We start from the raw sequence: 18,230 nt of genomic DNA, 5'->3' as shown, positions 1-18,230 counted from the left end.
GCGATATGAGAGAGCTATGAATTACATTCCCTTTGAAGAATACAAACGTAAGTGGATTTTCACCCATCAGTCAATGCCTGTCGCGGAAGAAGACTACGCCGAAATAAAACCCATGACGGAAGCGCGTGGCGCGCAGTTGTGGCGTGATTTTGTCAGTAATGAAAGTCCTACTCCTGACCATTTTGGAAAAGGTGATTGGGCAACGGCGCAGAGTGTGTGGGAAAACACCGTGAATTGGCAACTGCCATGGGAAGAGGAAGCGGACCTTCCTGATGCGTTCCTTGCACATTTTCCATGGGAAGATAACGTGGTGGTGTACTTCTGCTACGAAAAAAATAACGTTATCGAAACACGCTGGAGCGTGTTTAAGAAATATTGGAAGAACTTCCTGTTCTACGATGACAAGCCTTTGCTGATCGGTCGCAAGAACAAGCAAGTGGCGATGTTTGAACAAAATAGTATGGCGAAACTCGGCACTAGACCCTAGTTTCCGTCAACCTGTGGCCTTTGTTGCCTGCGTCAGTGAATGGCGTGAAAAAGCAGAAGCAGTAATGCTTCTGCTTTTTTAGTTTCTACGAAGGCGAATCACTGACTGCTAAATCATATGCGCCGATTGATAATGATACCCAAGCATCTTGAGGTTGTTTGGGTATGGACGATTATATGATTAGCCGCTTTGGTTAATACTCAATAATCTCATTGCCTGATCGCTCTCCTCGTTCGAAATGTGCCAGATTGGACAAAGTGGTTTCCGCGATATTGCCCAACGCTTCTTCGGTTAGGAATGCTTGATGACCTGTGAACAAGACGTTGTGGCAGGCAGATAAGCGACGGAATATATCATCCTGAATCACGTCATTTGATTTGTCTTCGAAAAACAGATCTTGTTCATTTTCGTACACATCTATGCCCAGAAAACCAATTCTGCGGCTTTTCAGTCCCTCAATGGCGTCTTTTGAGTTCAATAAGCCACCGCGACTGGTATTGATGATCATCACGCCATCACGCATTTTCGCAAACGCCTTATGGTCCAGCATGTGGAAGTTTTCTTTTGTTAACGGGCAGTGCAGGGTAATAACATCCGCCGCATGGTAGAGGTCATCTAACGACACATAGGTTGCGCCAAGCGCAATGGCTTCTGGGTTTTCAAACGGATCATGAACTAGCAGTTTCATCCCTAACCCTTTGAGAATGCGTAACGTAGCAATGCCGATTTTTCCGGTGCCGACCACGCCAACGGTACGGTTATGAAAGTTAAAGCCCGTGAGTCCTTCAAGATTAAAGTTAGCATCTCGTGTGCGTTGGTAGGCGCGATGGATATGACGGTTAAGGCTCAACATTAAGCCTACGGTATGCTCAGCAATGGATTCAGGGGAATAGGCGGGCACACGGACGACTTGCAAGCCAAGCAATTTAGCAGCGGTCAGGTCGACTTTGTCAAAACCCGCACAACGCATGGCGATGACTTTTACGCCGTGCTTCACCAGTTCTTTCAATATTTCTGCATTTAAATCGTCGTTCACAAAGGCGCAGATGGCATCAAATCCGGCGAGAAGTTGGGCAGTTTGTGTGGTTAACCTAAAATCAAAGTAGTTGATTTCATGATGAAAATTTTCGTTCCATGTATCGAATGACTGCCTGTCATATGATTTGGAACTAAAAACAGCCACTTTCATGGTAATACTCTCTCTTTGCTATTCGCGATATGCCTTTTAGAAACCATGGCTGACCCACGTCATCTCTTCAATGTTCGATAGTGGGATTTCAGTCAATTAGCGACAATCTGAGTGGGCAGATGCGGGCTGCTTCTGGCGCGGAATTTGCTAAAGTTTAAATCATTGCCGCAGGTGAAAGATGAATAAGCAAAAGGACTTAGCATGAAATGGGTATTCGGGGCTTCAAAAGGTCTGTTAGCGATGGGCGGACTAATAATGGTTGGCTGCACATATGTGCCGACGTACGGCGTACATGGCAAGCTCTTGTCCACTGAGCAGCAAATCATTGACTGCCAATACGAAGCCGCGCTGGATATCTTGCAGCGATTTACCGTGGTGGGCAGTTCAAAAGAAAAAGCGCGCGCATTCGAATACATGGGTGTGGTGTACCAAGAAAAAATGGATCTTGAGGCATTCAACCACACCGTTGATCGATATATGTTCAACGACGTCGGTCGAGGCGCGGATCGTGCTGCCGTTATTCAAAACTGGAATGAAACACGAAGAGATATTCGTGAAAGGCGGGTTTATGTGCTTGGGCAGGCGGAATGTGCCACCAATTTTGCGACATCTGGATAGTTCTGGAACGCTTTTTAAGTGTGATATTGTGCCCATCCTTTTAGGTGTGTCGCATTTTTAGTGTATCCTTCTAATAGTTAAGGGAACTTTATTATTGACCTCACAGTTTTCTTATTCATCAGGTACTAAATTAGCCCTGTGTTCAAAATCAGTCAGTAATGCAGGCCGCCACTTATCGACTGATTCTGAACCACAAAGACTTTCATTTCGTTCTGTTTTGGTTTTATAAACTGAAGGAAATAAATGAGAGGGCGGAACTCTAAAGCCGCCAGCAAAAACTCGAGGAAAACCAGTGTCGGTATTGGCCTATTGACGCTGGTTTTTTTCATTTCTGCGGTTTGTGATTTTCCGTATCGACGCAGAAGGCAAAGAAAAAGCGGCAATCATCAGCCGCTTTTTTGCTCAATACCTTAAATTAAGAATAGCGATACGGCTTCCCAGCCTTCTCCATCACACCCGCATACTCTTTGAAGATCTCGACCACGCGTTTGTTACGTGGGCTGGTTTCTGCCACTTCATCCCAGAACTTATAAGCTTCAAGTTCCACTTGTCGCCACTCTTCGTCTGGAATCGTGGTGAGCTGCATTTTGGTGCCTTGGGTGCGGAGTTTAGCTTCGCCGCCCCAGTACCAGTGCTGACGATAGTAGTGGGACGTGTCCATCATCATGTTGAACAGGATTTTCAAATGTTCTGGCAGGGCATCCCAACGTTCGGAGTTAGCGAAAAACGAGCCACACCATGCACCTGAAATGTTGTTGGTTAAGAAGTAGTTGGTCACATCAGCCCAGCCTACAGTGTAATCTTCGGTAATGCCGGACCAGGCAATGCCGTCAAGTTCGCCCGTTTGTACCGCCACCTCGACATCCTCCCAAGGCAGGGTGACCGGAATGACGCCAAATCGTGCTAGGAAGCGGCCTGCTGTTGGGAAGGTGAAAATCCGTTTGCCTTTGAGATCCGCGAGACTATTGATTGGCTCAACGGTGGCAAAATGGCACGGATCCCAAGAACCTGCACTCAGCCATGTCACGCCTTTGACTTCGTCGTAGGCTTCTTTCCAAATTTCCTTCAAGCCATATTCTTCAAACAATACCGGCACATCAAGGCTGTAACGGGTAGCGAAAGGAAAATAGCCGCCAAATACTGCTATGTCGACCGGTGCGGCGATCGAGTCATCGTCACTTTGAACGGCGTCGATGGTTCCTTTTTGCATTGCGCGGAACAACTCGCCTGTCGGGACAAGCTGGTCGGCGAAATACAACTCGATCACCATTTCGCCATTGGCCGCAATGTTAAAAGCATCCACTGCGGGTTTGATAACGTGTTCAGCCAGTGCTGGTCCTGCATAGGTTTGCAAGCGCCAACGAATCGGCTCCTTGGCGGAAACAACCGCAGGTGCACCCAATATTGCTGTGGCACTACCTGCACCAACAATCCCGGCTTTTTTTAGGAAATCGCGTCTATTGCTCATAGTGGTGTCCTTTTTCACGTCTAAGTTAAATGTTATTGAGTTTTCGGTGACATATTGCTTGTCTCACTTTTGAGTTTAGAACTTGTTTCTGTTACCGGCTGTAATGCCATTCCGGCAGCCACAAGGCCACCTGCGGGAAAATCATCACAATGACTAACGCGCACATCATGATCAGTACAAACGGAACAATGGAACGATATATATCGGTTAGAGATACCTCTGGAGGCGCCATTGCCCGCATTAAAAAGAGGTTGTAGCCAAATGGCGGCGTCATGTAGGCAATCTGACAAGTGATGGTGTAAAGCACGCCATACCAAATCAAATCGAAGCCGAGTAGTTTCACCAGAGGCACGTAGAGCGGCGCGACAATCACCAGCATGGCGGTGTCATCAAGGAACGTGCCCATGATGAGATATGAAAGCTGCATCAGGATAAGAATTTCCCACGGTGTCAGCCCCATCCTTTCAACAAATAAACCCTCAATGGCTTTCACTGCGCCTAGGCCGTCAAATACGGCACCAAAACATAGCGCGGCGAGAATAATCCACATAAACATGCAGCTAATGGCGAGGGTTTTACGCAGCGTGTTTTCCATGACTTCTTTCGTCATTCGACGCTTGATAATGGCGGCGACAGTGGCTGACAGCGCCCCCACTGCAGAGCTCTCTACCAAACTGGTGACGCCCATCAAGAACAATCCCGTCATAGAGAAAAAGATGGCCAAAGGCAATATGCCAGCCCGGAGTAACTTGAGTTTTTCTGCCATCGGCACGTTGCGTTCTTCTTCTGAAAGCGCAGGGCCAAGTTGGGGCTGAAGTTTGCAGCGGATTACGATGTACAACACGAACATGGCAGCCATGAGTAAGCCCGGGAAAACGCCTGCTAGCCAAAGCTGCCCAACGGGTTGCCTCGCAATCATGCCGTACAGCACTAGCACCACACTGGGCGGCACAAGAATACCGAGTGAACTGCCGGCTTGAATCACGCCGGTGACCATGATTTTGTCATAGCCCCGCCGCAACAATTCAGGGAGTGCGATACTGGCACCGATGGCCATACCGGCCACACTGAGGCCATTCATGGCGGAAATAGCGACCATCAACAAAATAGTGCCGATTGCCAGCCCGCCGTGGATAGGCCCCATCCATACGTGAAACATTTTATAGAGATCTTCAGCAATACCGGACTCTGACAACATGTAGCCCATGTAGATGAACAGTGGCAACGTGAGGAGCGGATACCACTTCATGAGCTTCATGGCGGCGCCAAAGGCGATTTCAGAGCCGCCATCGCCCCAAAGAAATAGCGCAGCGATAACCGCGACAGACCCAATGGCCGCGAACACGCGTTGACCGGTGAGCAGCATCAGCATCATGGAAGAAAACATCAGCAATGCGATTAATTCATAGCTCATCGTGCGTCTCCTTCTTAGGATCTGTTGGCGGCCTATGGGGGGCACGCAGTTTGGCAATGTCTTTGAGCATCACCGCGGTTGCTTGAAGAATCATGAGGAAAATACTCACGCACATGATGATCTTGATGGGGGACATATAGGGCCGCCATGCGGAGTAGCTGCGCTCGGTATATTCCAACGCGTAGGTTGTGCTGGATATGCCGCCATAAAGCAAAATACCGAGATAGAGGAGGAGAAACAAAACGGTCACACAGTCCACCAGTGTTTTGGTGCGAGGTGACCAGCTTCCATAGAGCAAATCCATCCGTACATGGCTGTTTAACTGCATGGAATAGGGGCCGCCCAGCATGTAATACGCCACCATCACAAACTGCGCCATTTCAAGTGTCCAAAGGGAGGGGAAGAAAAAGGTTTTGGTGACAGATGAATAGACCAGAATACCGAGCATCAGGAAAATCAGATACATGGCGAACCGACCCACGTGGTAGTTGATCGATTCCACCCATCTCACATAGCTCGCTAACGGTGAAGGAAGATACGCTAGCGTGTCATCGGAATCTTCGCGTGTAGAGTCCATGAATCATGTCCTTATGAGGGTGATCAGCCACTGGGTTAATTGATCGCCGCTTGGCGCAAGAAGTTCAGTAGCCATTTGGTGACATTGTCGCTGTCGGGGAGCTGGGTCAGTGACGCCTGACCATTATCGATGACAGCTTCGGGAATGCGGTCTCGCCTTGCTTCCATGAGGTCGAAAGAATAGGCACGACTGAATTCTGGGTGGCCTTGAATGGCAAGAAAGTGATTGTCCACCGTGAACATGCCGATTGGGCAAAATTCATTCCCTGCAAGGTTCTTTCCTTGTTCAGGCAAAGAGATAACTTGATCTTGATGGCTGACCACCAAGGAAAAATCCTTGGTGTCGGTTTCAATCCAGTCTGGTTTAGTTTTTAGCTCGCTGGTGGCAATACCGACGCCCCAACCGCGATCAGAACGTGCGACTTCTCCGCCTAATGCTCTGGCCATCATTTGATGACCAAAACAAATACCCACCGTTGGCTTTCCTTGCGCAAAAAGGGTACGAACAAAGGCTTCAAAGGTCTTTATCCACGGCAAGTCGTCATAAACGCTATAACGACTACCGGAGATGATGTAGCCATCGCAGTCATCAATGTTGTTTGGGTATTCACCATCAATAACACGATAAAACTGCAGCGAAAGACTGGGGTCTGCGCGTAGTAAAATCGCGGCAAACATGTCCGGGTAGTTGTTATGTACTGGCTGAAGTTCGGCCTTTACATCATCACAAACTAAAATGCCTACCTGCATAATTCCTCGCTATACGCCTTTTCCATTCACAGCATCTGAGAACAACTGGCTGTATTGCGCGGCGGTAAATGAAATAGGGTTGCCGCTTGCTGATGGGTCATGCAGCGCCATGTTGCCGACTAATTCCGCATCGGACTCAGTGATGCCAATTTCACTCAAGGTATGCGGGATGCCGACCGATTTTCTGAGTGCCAATACCCAACTCAAGACGGCATCTGTGCCCGAACCTTGGATGTCGAGATCAAGGTAGTGAGCCAGTCGCGTCATTTTCTCTTCAATCTGGTCACGGTTGGCATTAAGCACATAGGGCATCAAAATGGCGTTAAGCAAACCATGGTGGCTGTTATAAAGCGCGCCAAGGCTATGTGCGATAGCATGCATCGCGCCTAATCCTTTTTGAAAGGCGGTTGCACCCATGCTGGATGCAACAAGCATTTGAGTACGCGCTTCGATGTCTGCGCCGTTCTCAACCGCGATAGGTAAATAGTTTTTGACTAATCGAATGCCTTCAATCGCAATCCCTTCCGCCATTGGGTGATAAAACGGCGAACATAATGCTTCAAGGTTGTGTGATAGGGCATCCATGCCAGTGGCAGCCGTGATGTGGGCAGGAAGCCCAACGGTTAATGCAGGATCGAGGATGACTTTTTGCGGCACCATCGCCGGATGGAAGATGATAATTTTGCGCTTTTCTTGCTCATTGGTGATCACGGATGCGCGACCCACCTCTGAACCCGTACCCGCAGTGGTAGGAATAGCAATCACAGGGGCAATTTTGTCTTCATTGGCAAGCGTCCAGTTGTCGCCCACGTCCTCAAAATCCCACAAGGAACGTGATTGTTGTGCCGACAAGGCAATCGCTTTGGCACAATCAAGGGCTGAACCACCACCAAGAGCAATCACACCGTCATGCTTACCATCTACAAAGGCGTGATTACCGTCTTCAACATTCTGACCTGTTGGGTTGCCTTGTACATGGCTAAACAGCGTTGGCTCGACGCCTGATTGTTGGCACAGTTCGATGATCTGTTTTGTCATGGGCAAAGCTGCAATACCGGGGTCGGTGACCAATAAAGGCCGACGAATCCCCAGATTTTGACAAGCATCGGGCAATTGGGCGATGGCACCTTCCCCCGTCACCATCGCTGTGGGGTAATTCCAAGAAGAAATGCTCATGGCGTGCTCCTAAATGCGTTTGAAGTGGAAAGATTTGGGACGCGTCAGCTGCTCGAAGCCGATTTGCGACAGTGTGCAGCCACGACCGCTGTTTTTCACGCCAACCCACGCAAGTGCGGGGTCAAGATAGTCGCAGCGATTCAGGAATACAGTGCCAGCATCAACGTGATCTGCCAGTTGTTCACCACGCGTTTCGTCTTGGGTAAAAATGGCAGCCGTTAAGCCAAATTCACTGTCATTCATTAAGCGAATCGCATCTTCATCGTTTTTGACTTTTTGTATGCCAAGCAATGGCCCAAAGGTTTCTTCCGTCATGACACGCATTGAATGATTAACGTTAATGAGCAGCTGAGGGGCAAGATAGGGGGTACCCAATTGGTCAGCCGGGAAGCCCGCTGCGTCAATTAGCCCTTTCGCACCTTGGGCAATGGCTTCGGCTGTTTGTCCGCGCACAAAATCTGCCGATGCTGTTCTGACAAGTGGCCCTAGGTTGGTTTTTGGGTTATCGGGGCGGCCAAGCTGATACTGTTTAACCAGATCGATGGATTGGCTGACCACATCGTCAAAAACACTTTCATGAACGTACAAGCGCTCCATGCCACAGCATGATTGGCCTGAATTAAAGAAAGCGCCATCAATTACGGTGTCTACCGCATTTTTGATATCGGCGTCGTGGCGAATATAAGCGGGATCTTTGCCACCCAGTTCAAGCCCTGTACTGATAAACCTTCCCGCCACTGCGCGTTCGACCACTTTGCCGCCCGGTACTGAGCCAGTAAATGCAATGTGACGAATGCTTTCTTGCTGCATGACGGTTTCGGTATCAGCATGTGAAAGGTGCAAATATTGGAACACGCCCTCGGGAATGCCTGCTTCTATAAAAGCGGCGACCATACGCTCTGCGCAAAGTGGTGTTTGTGCTGAATGCTTGAGCACAACGGTATTGCCCGCCAGTAACGCAGGCACAATTGCATTCACCGCGGTGAGATAGGGGTAATTCCAAGGCGCAATCACGAAGACAGTGCCAAGAGGAACACGTTGAATATAGCGACGAAACCCTTGTTTTTCGGGGAGCATGATCGGCGCTAGCGCGTCGGGTGCAATCTTGATCATGTGCATAGCGCGTTCTTCAAAACCAGCCACTTCGCCTTTGGTATAGGCAATGGGCCGACCCATCATCCAAGTAATTTCTTCTGCAATAGCATCTTGGTTTGCCACGAAGCATTGGACGGCTTTATGACAAATGGCTTGTCGGGCTTCTAACGGCAACGATTGCCAGTGCTTTTGTGTGGTTTGCGCTTTTTCCAAGGTCTCGTTGATATGAGCAGGTGTCGCGTAAGGACGCTCGACATAAACACTGCCATCAATGGGTGTAATTGTATGAAAACGTTCCATGTTCAGCACCTAGATAATTTCGAAGTAACGGTCTAATTCCCAATCCGTCACGTGCTTGCGGAATTCTCTTTCTTCCCATTCACGTGATGCGGCAAAGTGTTCAACAAACGCCTCGCCTAAAATGGCTTTGGCGGCATCTGATTGCTTGAAAGATTGTGCGGCTTCCCACAGGGTGCGCGGCAGTTGAAGCTCCTGTGGGTGTGTCATTTCATACGCATTGCCGATGATGCGATCATACGGTTCGAGTTTGTGTTCAATACCATAAAGACCAGAAGCCAGCGCCGCAGCAAGGGCGAGGTATGGGTTGGCGTCGGCTGCGCCCAAACGATATTCAATACGTTGAGATTTTTCGGAACCGGGAATAACACGAAGCGAAGTGGTGCGATTTTCGACGCCCCACGTTGCATCTGTTGGTGCCCAAAATCCGGGGATCATGCGTGAGTAGCTGTTAACGGAGGGGGCAATCATACAAAGAAACTGTGGCATGAGACGTTGCTGGCCTGCCAAAAAGTGGCGCTGGATATCGCTCATGTTGAGTTCGGCATCTGGCGCATAAAAGGCGTTTTTTCCGCTTGCCTTGTCTCGCAGTGAAATGTGGATGTGTCCGCTTTGGCCGGGATAATCATTACTCCATTTGGCCATGAAGGTCGCCATCATGTCGTTCTTTTGCGCGAGCACCTTCATGTAAGTTTTGAATAATGCTGCTTTGTCGGCGGCATTCAGAGCAGAGTCATAAGCTAACGCCGCTTCAATCACGCCGGGGCCCGTTTCAGAGTGAATGCCTTCAATGGGGAAATCCATGGATTCACTCATGGCGAGAATGGCTTTATACAACCCTGAGTAGGTTGAGTTACGGATCATTGAATAGCCGAACCAATCTGGCGTGATGGTTTTCAGGTTTCGATAGCCTTTTTCTCGTACTGACTGAGGGGTTTCATCAAAGATAAAGAATTCGTATTCGAGTGCGGCGTAAGCGTCAAAGCCCATCTCTTCAGCTTTATCCAATACGCGTCTTAGGGTCGCGCGAGGGCACACTGCTTCAGCCGCGCCCGAAAATTCGGCGATAAATAACACCATGCCATCTTCGTCGAGCACTTCACGGCAGGTCTCTGGCAAGATCCGCGCAGGCGCGTCTGGGTATCCTGTGTGCCAGCCTGTAAATTTCACGTTGTCATAAAGCTGGTCTTTCACATCCCAGCCTAAAACCACATCGCAAAACGCGAAACCGCCGTCCAGTGAAGAGAAAAACTTTTCTTTAGACATATACTTGCCGCGCATGACGCCATCGTTATCAAAAAGTCCCACTTTGACATGAGTGAGTTTTCTTTCTTCAACAATGCGTTTTGCATCCGCCATTGTTTTTACTTCGCGCGCTTCCATTCCCGCTCCTATTTTTTCAATCGTATGCTTGCCGAACAGCTCGATAAATCGCTGCATCTCTTCGATAAATCACTCCGTTTCATTGAGCAGCTGCCGACTGATTAAAAACGTGTACTGATCAACGATAGTTGAGCCGTTCAGAAGCACAGGCTTTACGTTCAGAGTCTGGTGTTCGGTAACGGACTAATGAAATTAAGGTAGGAGAGGATGCAAAGAAACTGCCACAACAATCACGTTAGTTAAGGTAGTACTATAAGCAGTGTTAATAGTAGGGGGTATCGTTAGACGGAAGAGTAACGACCAATGCGGATTCTTCCATCCAGCCAGGGGTGATCTTGGCGAATTTTGGCCAAATAGTGTTGGCGAAGTATTTTGCAGCTGTCATCTGCTAATGTTTCAGGCAGATTTCCCAATTCGTTGCGACGTGCAATGAGTGTCAGATATCTGAAAAATGTGTCTTTTTCGGGTAGTGGCAAACAGGAGATTTGTTGTTTGAAAAGTTCACCCTGCATCAAGCACAGCGGGGTGGTGAGTGCCCAGCCCAAGCCTTGCGCCACAGCGGACAAAACCGCATACGTGTTGTCGAGTTGCATACGATCGGGCACATCTAACCCCTGCTGATGCAGATAGGTCTCAATGGATTGACTAATAAGGCTTTGTTCGCTGTATCGCACCATGTCTAAATGCTTGCTCAAGGCGGGCAATGAAGTACATAGGTCTGGGAATCTTTCGTGGAAATGACGGGGTATGACTAGAACGAAGGGTTCTTTGAGGATTTGGCAGCGTCTGAGGTTATCTTGTTTTTGAAGCACATCATCAGAAATAATAATATCAATGCTGCGACTCAGCAGCCCTTGCTGGTGGAGATGTGAATAGCCCGTCATCATGGTCCAGTTCTCGGTGTGCTTTTTGATGACTTCTATCAAAGGATGTCCGACCGTGGCGGCGAGTGAATCAACCATGGCGATTCTGACCAAATGCAGCCTATCAAAACTGCCTTTGGTGACTTCATGCTGGGTTTTGTACGCCTGTTCTAAAAGGTGTACCGATTGATCATAAAAGTAGCGCCCCGCGACCGTGAGTTCCACCGGACGTACACTGCGATCAAGCAGCTTTATACCAAGGTTAGTTTCAAGGTTCGCCAGTATTTGTGATACCGCTGATTGTGAAAGGCTAAGCTGTGATGCGGCCGCTGTCATGTTGCCGCTTTTGGCTGTTGTCACAAATACATCCAGTGCCTTTAAATCAAACCCCAGTGGCTGCATCTTCACTTCTCCTGTGTGACTCATTCCTTGTCGTGCTTCTGGGTATAAGCGTAGCAATCAAGGCGAAAGCAAGGTGTTTTTTCAGTGAGTTAGCTATCGCAAAAATGAAAAAGCCGCGCAAGGCGGCTAGATTCAATTGGCAGTGTGTCAGTATCTGAAAACGACGACAATATTAACCAAGAATACGCTCCACCATCGTGATGAGTTCTGGGTAGGCGAGGGTGCTTTGTTTGGCGATTTCGCGCTGTTCATCAAGCACGTCTTGTAAGATTGCTTTTGTGGTGAGCGGGTTGGCCAAGACCACACGAAATACATGAGTAGGGCGTCGGTCAAGGTGATCCGGTTTTAAAGTGGTACGCGACACAAAATTCTGTCCCGCTTCACGTTGTCGTTTTTGAATGAAAACCGTCAGATCGTTAAGTTGTTCGTGAATGGCTTCTTTTTGAGCGGGCGTCGCCATAGCAAAAGCTCGGCGGACGTCTTGGGGGACATACCGGTAGGTGAGCAAACACAGCTCAGGTTCGCTGATCACTTCAAAATCGGGCTGCTCAGCGATCAAGTTAGCGAAGTAGCTCGCTTTTTCAACGCTTTGGTCGATCAGCAGTTCATAGCCTTGGCGGCCAATAATATTCAAACTAGCAAATAACAGCATTGCCATGCCACCGCGAGAGCCCTCTAAGGTGTGGCTGCCGAGGTCTTTTGAGCCTTTGCGTAAGATGTAATCGGCATGGTGTTCAATGGCAGACACCAACGAGGGGTCTTTGAATATCACCATGCCTGCGCCCATAGGCACGTACATTTGCTTGTGCGCGTCTATGGTGACGGAATCCGCGCGCTCAATGCCTTTCAATTTTGGACGTTGATTGTTCGACAGTAAGCTCGCACCGCCCCATGCTGCATCAACGTGAAAATGCATGCCTTCACGCTCAGCAATGTCCGCCATAGCGTCTAATGGGTCGATATTGCCTGTTTCTGTTGTTCCTGCCACGCCCACAAGTGCAAAGGGTTTGATGTTTTTGGCTTTCAGCGCCGCAACCGTTTCTTCCAATTTATCGATCCGGATACGGTTGTTTTCATCAGTTGGGATAGCGATCAGTGATTCGCGGCCAATGCCTAAAACGTCCGCTGATTTTTTCAGTGAATAGTGACCACGTTCTGACACGATAATCGCCAGATCGTTGTAACCATAATGCTTCATTGCACGGAAAAGCCCTTCTTCCGCAACACCTTTGAAATCGCCTTGAGCTTTGAGTGCGGCGTTTCGGGCCACCCAAAGCGCGGTGATGTTGGCAATCGTTCCGCCAGAACAAAATGCGCCTAACGAGTGTTCAGCGCTGTGCATCCAGTTGTTGTAGAAAGCGTCGTCACCTTGATAGATCAAGTTATGCAGCATACCTAGAACTTGGCGTTCTAGGGGAGTAAATGCCTTGGAGGTTTCAATTTTCACCGTGTTTTGATTGAGTGCAATCATGATCTTAGACAATGGCATCAGGAAATAGGGGAGTGCTGATGTCATGTGGCCAATAAAGCGAGGTGACGAGGTGTGCACCGACTGCGCGACCAACTTTTCTAGCAGAAATTCTGTGTGGTCGGAAACGAACGAGGGTTGCTCCGGCACACTGGCATCGCAGAAATCTTTTTCTATGTCACTGAGCGAGTAGTCAGTAGCAATGATGTGATCTTGCAAGAAACGGTTGAGGTTCTGCGAGATCGCTTGCTCTATCGTGCCTAACGTGGAATGGGGTGCTTCTGGCACAGTAAAAATGCGGTGAAGGCTTTCTAATGACGCTTCCGCCTTCTTGGTATCAGTGACCATCTGAAATGCTTACTCGAAGAATGATTGACCGGGTTTACACGACGTTGAGCGAGATGGCAACACTGCAATACAGCGTTCCGATAAGACAATGTTTCGGGGATTGCTCACGTCGCGGGGCATAAAGAGGCAGTTCGCGTTGAACTGCCTTAAAAAATCGGGTGTGACTAAGACTGCTTATCACAATGAGTCTGAGCTAACTGTGTCATTTCGCTGTTGTAGCGATTCAGTGGCACTTCAATTTCTTTGGGATGGCTGAGCAAATCTGCCAATGCAGAACGAAGGTCATAGTTACCTTGGTGTGCTTGTCCTTGGCGGAATTCGAACACTTTTTTCGCGGCGTCTGCCAGTACACCTGATGAATTACTCAGTGTTTTGATGTCTTCTTGGGTGAGGTTCAACCAAGATTCTACCGGCGCGTCAAAGTTGAGCTTGCTTGGGTCATTTTCTACATAATAATCAAAGGCTGCATCATTCAACATGAAGTGATTGCGACGGCCTTCGAGGAACCAATTTGCGACATCATCTAGCTTAGGATCTTTTTCTATCGTCAGATCAACCAGGCTCTCATACCACGCAATCGAAGCGTTCACATAGTTATGATATTTCTGAGTGGCGCATAATGGATCGATTTGATTGATGTCCTTGGCGACAGCGATTCCAGGAAGAAGAGTAGCTAAAAGAAGCAGGGCTGAACGACTCATTTCGCAAATCCTTTTTAATCGAAGGTAATAGCCGTTGAAGAACGGCTTATTTTTATTGTTGTCATGGTAATGGTATACCCAAATTTCCTCAAGGTGCATGTTTCATCGAGAAAATTTCAATGCTCGCTCAATCGTTGGCAGGGCTTGTGGTTTGCTGACACAGCTCATTTATTGTGTGTCGTCATCTGTTTATATCCTCGCGAGCTTACGACGGAGTATGTGTGAGCTAGATGTAGTCTGAAACGTTCGCGTAAAACATTACAGTTTGTCAGCTAATACGGCTGCACGAATATGACGCATCGTTTCATCGATATCGACTTCATCGTTATTGTAGTAGCGTGAAATTACATCAAACAGCGCCACTTGAGAAGCGCGGCCAATCGCCATATTGTGCGACAAACTGGCGACCAAGTTGTCGGTTGTGGCTGCACGGAGAAAAGCTTGCATAGCATCTTGTGCGCAGGGATCGAAGCTGGTCATGTCTATATCAACACGCACAGGAATAGATCCTTTGCTTCGGTTGAATTCTCGCTGAAAACCAGGATCTAGAATCAGCTTTGCGAGCTCCTTCTGTGATGCCGTTTTCTGTGGATCACTGTTTTTGAAAAACACAAAACTGTCGATATTAAAGGAAAATTGATTGGCAGTGCCGGGAGCCGGTATACATACATAATCTTTGCCGAACACCTTTTTGGCTGCGAGAAATTCACCTTTCGCCCAGTCCCCCATCATTTGCATGGCGGCTTTGCCTTCGATGACCAGTGACGTGGTATCGCTCCAATTTCTTCCCGGGCTATCGGCGTCGGTGTAAAGCTTCATGCGACGGAGCGTTAGCAGGGTTTCTCGCATTTTTTCGCCAGTAAGTAGATCGGAGTTGTGCTCAGTAAATGCCTTGCGAAAATCATCGGTTCCCATCACCGCTAAGGCAATGGATTCAAACAAAGTGGTCTCTTGCCATGCTTCGCTGCCTAACGCCAGTGGAATGAAACCTGCCGCTTTGATTTTTTCCGCGGCGACAAAAAAATCGTCCAGCGTTTGGGGCAGCTTAGCACCGGCTTTGGCAAATACTTCAGGGTTTGCCCAAAGCCAATTGACGCGGTGAATGTTGAACGGGGCAGCAACGTAGTGACCATCGACTTTTAAGTAATCAGATACGCGTGCGGGAACGAGTTCACTCCAGCGTTGCTCTTCAGCCACATCATCTATGTTGGTAAGAAAGCCCAGTGTTCCCCACTCTTGAATCTCTGGGCCTTTGATTTGTGCCACATCCGGAGGGTTTCCCGACAACGCGCGAATTCGAAGTGTGTTGATCGCGCTTTCACCGGCACGTCCCGCCACAGCAAAATCTTTCCATTTGTGACCTTTTTCTTCCATCATCTCTTTCAGCGCATTCACTGACAGCGCTTCACCGCCACTTGTCCACCAGTGAAGGACCTCCACTTCGTTGCTGCTGTCACCTGTTTTATTGATGTTTTCGGGACGGTTTGCGCCGTCAAAGATGGGATGTTGATCGCCAATGCTTTCTGCGGCAACGGGTAAAGCGAGACTTAATGCGAGTGTGAAAAGCACAAGTTTCATTGGTCTACCTTCGGGAACGCGATATCAATTTGAAGTCCGCCACTGGCGCGATTAGACAAGATTAACTCGCCGCCGTGTGCACGAATGATATTTTTGGCAATGCCAAGGCCGAGTCCTGTGCCATGAAGGTCGGTATGCAACCGGAAGTACGGGTCAAATACCTTTTTCAGAAATTCATCTGGAATGCCGGGTCCGTTGTCGAGCAAGGTGATGTCGAGTGAATTGTCACTGTCATGAACGTAGACAACGACTTCATCGCCATATTTCACCCCGTTGTCGATAAGGTTAGTTAAACAGCGCTTGAACGCGAGCGGTTTGCAACTGAAGGGCTGTTTCTGTTCGCCACGAATAATCACACGTTGGCGTTGTTGATTGTGGATTTCGGCAATGCTAGTGATAATTTTCAATACATCGATTTGGGTAACGTTCTCATGGATGTCAGTGTCTTTCACCGTTTGTAGTGCGCCTTTCACCATGATTTCGAGTTCATCCAAATCTTTGTTGATTTTGGCCGCTTGCACTTCATCATCAATCAACTCTGCGCGCAGACGTAGCCGTGTGATTGGGGTTTTTAAATCGTGAGAAATTGCGCCGAATAACTTTTCTCGGTCATGCATATAACGTTGCAGGCGTTTTTGCATCAAGTTAAATGCGCGGGTCACAGTTGTGATTTCGCTTGCGCCTTCTTCTACTAATTCTGGTTGTTCTATGTCAGTGCTCAGACGGTTTGCCGCTTGTGCCAAGCGTTTAAGTGGGCGGGTTTGATTGCGGATAAGCGTAAAGGTGAACACGAGCAGTAGGGTAGTGATCGCAAACAGAAACACGATTTGATCGGCGTTGACTAAGTCATTTTCGAGCGTGATATACGGCGCAGGTAACACGGCGGCGATGTACACCCATTGATCTTTGGTGAGCTCAATTTGTACCACCAAAATCGGCGGATTAAGCGGCTCCATGCTCAAGGTATGATGTGCCCACGATTTGGGGAGATCGGAGAGCAACAAACTGTTATTCAGCACGCGAAGCGTTTCAGGGCGAGAGAATTCAACATGAATCGCATCGACCGTTGGTAGTTCTTTTCGCAATACATCTTCAATGGTTTTGACGGCTTCGCGTTTAGCAAAGCTTTCCTCAACGGGCTCAATGCGGATCTCTTCCGTATTAAACGATACGAAGAAGCGCGCGCCTCCCATGTTTCGGAGCTGATCGAGAGCGATATGACGGTACTCGACAGGCAGAGACTGAAAAAATGTGGTGGTGGAGGCAAACATCTGCGCCATGCTTTCTGACGCGGCTTTTAGACCATCGACTTCGCGCTGTTTAGACTGGGTATACCAATAGAAGCTGGCAATGCTCTGCGCGAGTATCACCGACAGAACCGTTAAGATGAGCGTTCGCGAGAGTAGCGAACGCGGCCAGAAATACTGTTTAAGATTCATAGGTGATATCTGCAACGAAAATGTAGCCGTTACCGCGAACCGTTTTGATGATGGTGGATTGACGACCGTTGTCTTTTAGACGTTGGCGAAGACGACTGACTTGCACATCAATCCCGCGCTCTTGCGGCTGCGCTTCTCGGCCTCGCGTTGCATTAGAAATGGCATTGCGATCCAGCATGGTGTGTGGGTTTTCGATAAACAGCATCAGCAGTGCAAAATCGGCAGATGTCATTTCCACATCTTGCCCTGTGACTTGATGGTTGAGACGTTGACTGACAGGGTCAAGTCGCCATTGTGCAAAGCGAATTGCTTTTGGCTTCGACATGGTGGTTTCTTGTAGCTGCTGTGTGCGGCGAAGCAAGGCACGAATTCGCGCGATAAGCTGCCTCGGACTAAACGGCTTGGCAATGTAATCGTCCGCCCCGAGCTCTAGCCCAATGATCTGATCCATTTCATCAGATACCGCCGTCAGCATAATGATCGGGACACTGGAATCCTGTCGAACGTATTTACACAGCGTAAAGCCGTCGTCACCCGGTAGCATGACATCGAGAAGAATAAGGTCGGGATACTGCACAGCAAGCTTGGCTTTCATTTCTTGTCCGTTTTGCGCCGTTGTGACGCTATAACCGGATTTGGACAAGTATTCCTGAAGCAGTTCGCGGATTTCTAAATCGTCATCCACCACTAGGATCCGCTTCTGATTAACCATTGAAGGTGTACCTCTTATTCTTCTGCGTAAGCCACGTATTATCTTAGAGAATAAGGGGGAGTGCTAGCGCGAAACGCGCAAATTAAGGAGTTAGTGACGAAACAAATTAGGCTTGATGAATGACTGAACGGTGATGGGCTCTGAAAAATCGCAGACTTTACGGGCAGATTTAATGGCTAGCTGCCTAGCAAAAATAAGCTTTTGCCCATTTTTTAACCGACGTAAAAATATTTTTAACATTTTTTATTTCTGGTCATATTCGACCT

General features: G+C 48.5%; 16 protein-coding genes. 2 read left to right on the top strand and 14 right to left on the bottom strand.

All coding sequences use genetic code 11. The features are described 5' to 3' along the window. Positions 1–16: 16 nt before the first annotated feature. Entirely contained in the window at positions 17–487 is a 471-nt protein-coding gene (locus AB8599_RS08190; protein WP_407330414.1) for a DUF2947 domain-containing protein, read from the top strand. A 193-nt stretch (positions 488–680) separates the two neighbouring features. Here the strand turns inward: AB8599_RS08190 and AB8599_RS08185 are convergent, their stop codons facing one another. Further along, on the bottom strand, positions 681–1,676 hold the full coding sequence (locus AB8599_RS08185) for a 2-hydroxyacid dehydrogenase (RefSeq protein WP_407330413.1): 996 nt from the start codon (positions 1,674–1,676) through the stop codon (positions 681–683). Between the two features lie 201 nt (positions 1,677–1,877). On the opposite strand from AB8599_RS08185, the gene AB8599_RS08180 reads away from it, so the two are divergent. Further along, positions 1,878–2,294, top strand: coding sequence for a hypothetical protein (locus AB8599_RS08180; RefSeq protein WP_407330412.1), 417 nt, complete (start codon positions 1,878–1,880; stop codon positions 2,292–2,294). 415 nt (positions 2,295–2,709) lie between these two features. Here the strand turns inward: AB8599_RS08180 and AB8599_RS08175 are convergent, their stop codons facing one another. From AB8599_RS08175 to AB8599_RS08115, 13 genes are all read right to left on the bottom strand, one after another. After that, positions 2,710–3,762 (bottom strand): TRAP transporter substrate-binding protein, encoded by a 1,053-nt coding sequence (locus AB8599_RS08175; protein WP_407330411.1) that lies wholly within the window; start codon positions 3,760–3,762, stop codon positions 2,710–2,712. A 91-nt stretch (positions 3,763–3,853) separates the two neighbouring features. Continuing rightward, on the bottom strand, positions 3,854–5,176 hold the full coding sequence (locus tag AB8599_RS08170) for a TRAP transporter large permease subunit (RefSeq protein WP_407330410.1): 1,323 nt from the start codon (positions 5,174–5,176) through the stop codon (positions 3,854–3,856). Beyond that, the gene (locus tag AB8599_RS08165) at positions 5,166–5,753 is read right to left on the bottom strand and encodes a TRAP transporter small permease subunit (protein WP_407330409.1); all 588 of its coding nucleotides are present in this window, start codon (positions 5,751–5,753) and stop codon (positions 5,166–5,168) included. Before AB8599_RS08165 ends, AB8599_RS08170 begins: the two co-directional genes overlap by 11 nt. Before the next feature lie 35 nt (positions 5,754–5,788). Then, complete coding sequence (locus tag AB8599_RS08160) at positions 5,789–6,502, bottom strand: glutamine amidotransferase-related protein (protein ID WP_407330408.1); 714 nt, start codon at positions 6,500–6,502, stop codon at positions 5,789–5,791. Between the two features lie 9 nt (positions 6,503–6,511). Beyond that, positions 6,512–7,678 (bottom strand): iron-containing alcohol dehydrogenase, encoded by a 1,167-nt coding sequence (locus AB8599_RS08155; protein WP_407330407.1) that lies wholly within the window; start codon positions 7,676–7,678, stop codon positions 6,512–6,514. A gap of 9 nt (positions 7,679–7,687) precedes the next feature. Further along, the gene (locus AB8599_RS08150) at positions 7,688–9,073 is read right to left on the bottom strand and encodes an aldehyde dehydrogenase family protein (protein ID WP_407330406.1); all 1,386 of its coding nucleotides are present in this window, start codon (positions 9,071–9,073) and stop codon (positions 7,688–7,690) included. Positions 9,074–9,082: 9 nt separating this feature from the next. Further along, a complete protein-coding gene (locus tag AB8599_RS08145; protein ID WP_407330405.1) occupies positions 9,083–10,453 on the bottom strand; it encodes a glutamine synthetase family protein in 1,371 nt (456 codons plus the stop codon). Positions 10,454–10,734: 281 nt separating this feature from the next. Continuing rightward, on the bottom strand, positions 10,735–11,742 hold the full coding sequence (locus AB8599_RS08140) for a LysR family transcriptional regulator (RefSeq protein WP_407330404.1): 1,008 nt from the start codon (positions 11,740–11,742) through the stop codon (positions 10,735–10,737). 148 nt (positions 11,743–11,890) lie between these two features. After that, positions 11,891–13,534 (bottom strand): pyridoxal-dependent aspartate 1-decarboxylase PanP, encoded by a 1,644-nt coding sequence (gene panP, locus AB8599_RS08135; RefSeq protein ID WP_407330403.1) that lies wholly within the window; start codon positions 13,532–13,534, stop codon positions 11,891–11,893. Positions 13,535–13,698: 164 nt separating this feature from the next. Beyond that, a complete protein-coding gene (locus AB8599_RS08130) occupies positions 13,699–14,235 on the bottom strand; it encodes a hypothetical protein (RefSeq protein ID WP_407330402.1) in 537 nt (178 codons plus the stop codon). A gap of 258 nt (positions 14,236–14,493) precedes the next feature. Beyond that, entirely contained in the window at positions 14,494–15,813 is a 1,320-nt protein-coding gene (locus AB8599_RS08125) for an ABC transporter substrate-binding protein (protein WP_407330401.1), read from the bottom strand. Further along, entirely contained in the window at positions 15,810–17,252 is a 1,443-nt protein-coding gene (locus AB8599_RS08120; RefSeq protein WP_407330400.1) for an ATP-binding protein, read from the bottom strand. The genes AB8599_RS08125 and AB8599_RS08120 overlap by 4 nt, the downstream gene beginning before the upstream one ends. Then, entirely contained in the window at positions 17,242–17,964 is a 723-nt protein-coding gene (locus AB8599_RS08115) for a response regulator (RefSeq protein ID WP_407330399.1), read from the bottom strand. The genes AB8599_RS08120 and AB8599_RS08115 overlap by 11 nt, the downstream gene beginning before the upstream one ends. Positions 17,965–18,230 lie beyond the last annotated feature (266 nt).

The sequence above is a fragment of the Enterovibrio litoreus genome, assembly GCF_045679545.1.
GTDB lineage: Bacteria > Pseudomonadota > Gammaproteobacteria > Enterobacterales > Vibrionaceae > Enterovibrio.
Note: the sequence above shows the minus strand (reverse complement) of the source record. Positions and strands in the feature narration are given on the sequence as shown.

Coding starts and splice junctions, on each gene's coding strand:
- AB8599_RS08190 (WP_407330414.1), top strand. CDS start 17: ATGAATTACATTCCCTTTGAAGAATACAAACGTAAGTGGATTTTCACC.
- AB8599_RS08115 (WP_407330399.1), bottom strand. CDS start 17,964: ATGGTTAATCAGAAGCGGATCCTAGTGGTGGATGACGATTTAGAAATC.
- AB8599_RS08160 (WP_407330408.1), bottom strand. CDS start 6,502: ATGCAGGTAGGCATTTTAGTTTGTGATGATGTAAAGGCCGAACTTCAG.
- AB8599_RS08145 (WP_407330405.1), bottom strand. CDS start 10,453: ATGGAAGCGCGCGAAGTAAAAACAATGGCGGATGCAAAACGCATTGTT.
- panP (WP_407330403.1), bottom strand. CDS start 13,534: ATGGTCACTGATACCAAGAAGGCGGAAGCGTCATTAGAAAGCCTTCAC.
- AB8599_RS08170 (WP_407330410.1), bottom strand. CDS start 5,176: ATGAGCTATGAATTAATCGCATTGCTGATGTTTTCTTCCATGATGCTG.
- AB8599_RS08165 (WP_407330409.1), bottom strand. CDS start 5,753: ATGGACTCTACACGCGAAGATTCCGATGACACGCTAGCGTATCTTCCT.
- AB8599_RS08155 (WP_407330407.1), bottom strand. CDS start 7,678: ATGAGCATTTCTTCTTGGAATTACCCCACAGCGATGGTGACGGGGGAA.
- AB8599_RS08150 (WP_407330406.1), bottom strand. CDS start 9,073: ATGGAACGTTTTCATACAATTACACCCATTGATGGCAGTGTTTATGTC.
- AB8599_RS08120 (WP_407330400.1), bottom strand. CDS start 17,252: ATGAATCTTAAACAGTATTTCTGGCCGCGTTCGCTACTCTCGCGAACG.
- AB8599_RS08125 (WP_407330401.1), bottom strand. CDS start 15,813: ATGAAACTTGTGCTTTTCACACTCGCATTAAGTCTCGCTTTACCCGTT.
- AB8599_RS08180 (WP_407330412.1), top strand. CDS start 1,878: ATGAAATGGGTATTCGGGGCTTCAAAAGGTCTGTTAGCGATGGGCGGA.
- AB8599_RS08130 (WP_407330402.1), bottom strand. CDS start 14,235: ATGAGTCGTTCAGCCCTGCTTCTTTTAGCTACTCTTCTTCCTGGAATC.
- AB8599_RS08140 (WP_407330404.1), bottom strand. CDS start 11,742: ATGAGTCACACAGGAGAAGTGAAGATGCAGCCACTGGGGTTTGATTTA.
- AB8599_RS08175 (WP_407330411.1), bottom strand. CDS start 3,762: ATGAGCAATAGACGCGATTTCCTAAAAAAAGCCGGGATTGTTGGTGCA.
- AB8599_RS08185 (WP_407330413.1), bottom strand. CDS start 1,676: ATGAAAGTGGCTGTTTTTAGTTCCAAATCATATGACAGGCAGTCATTC.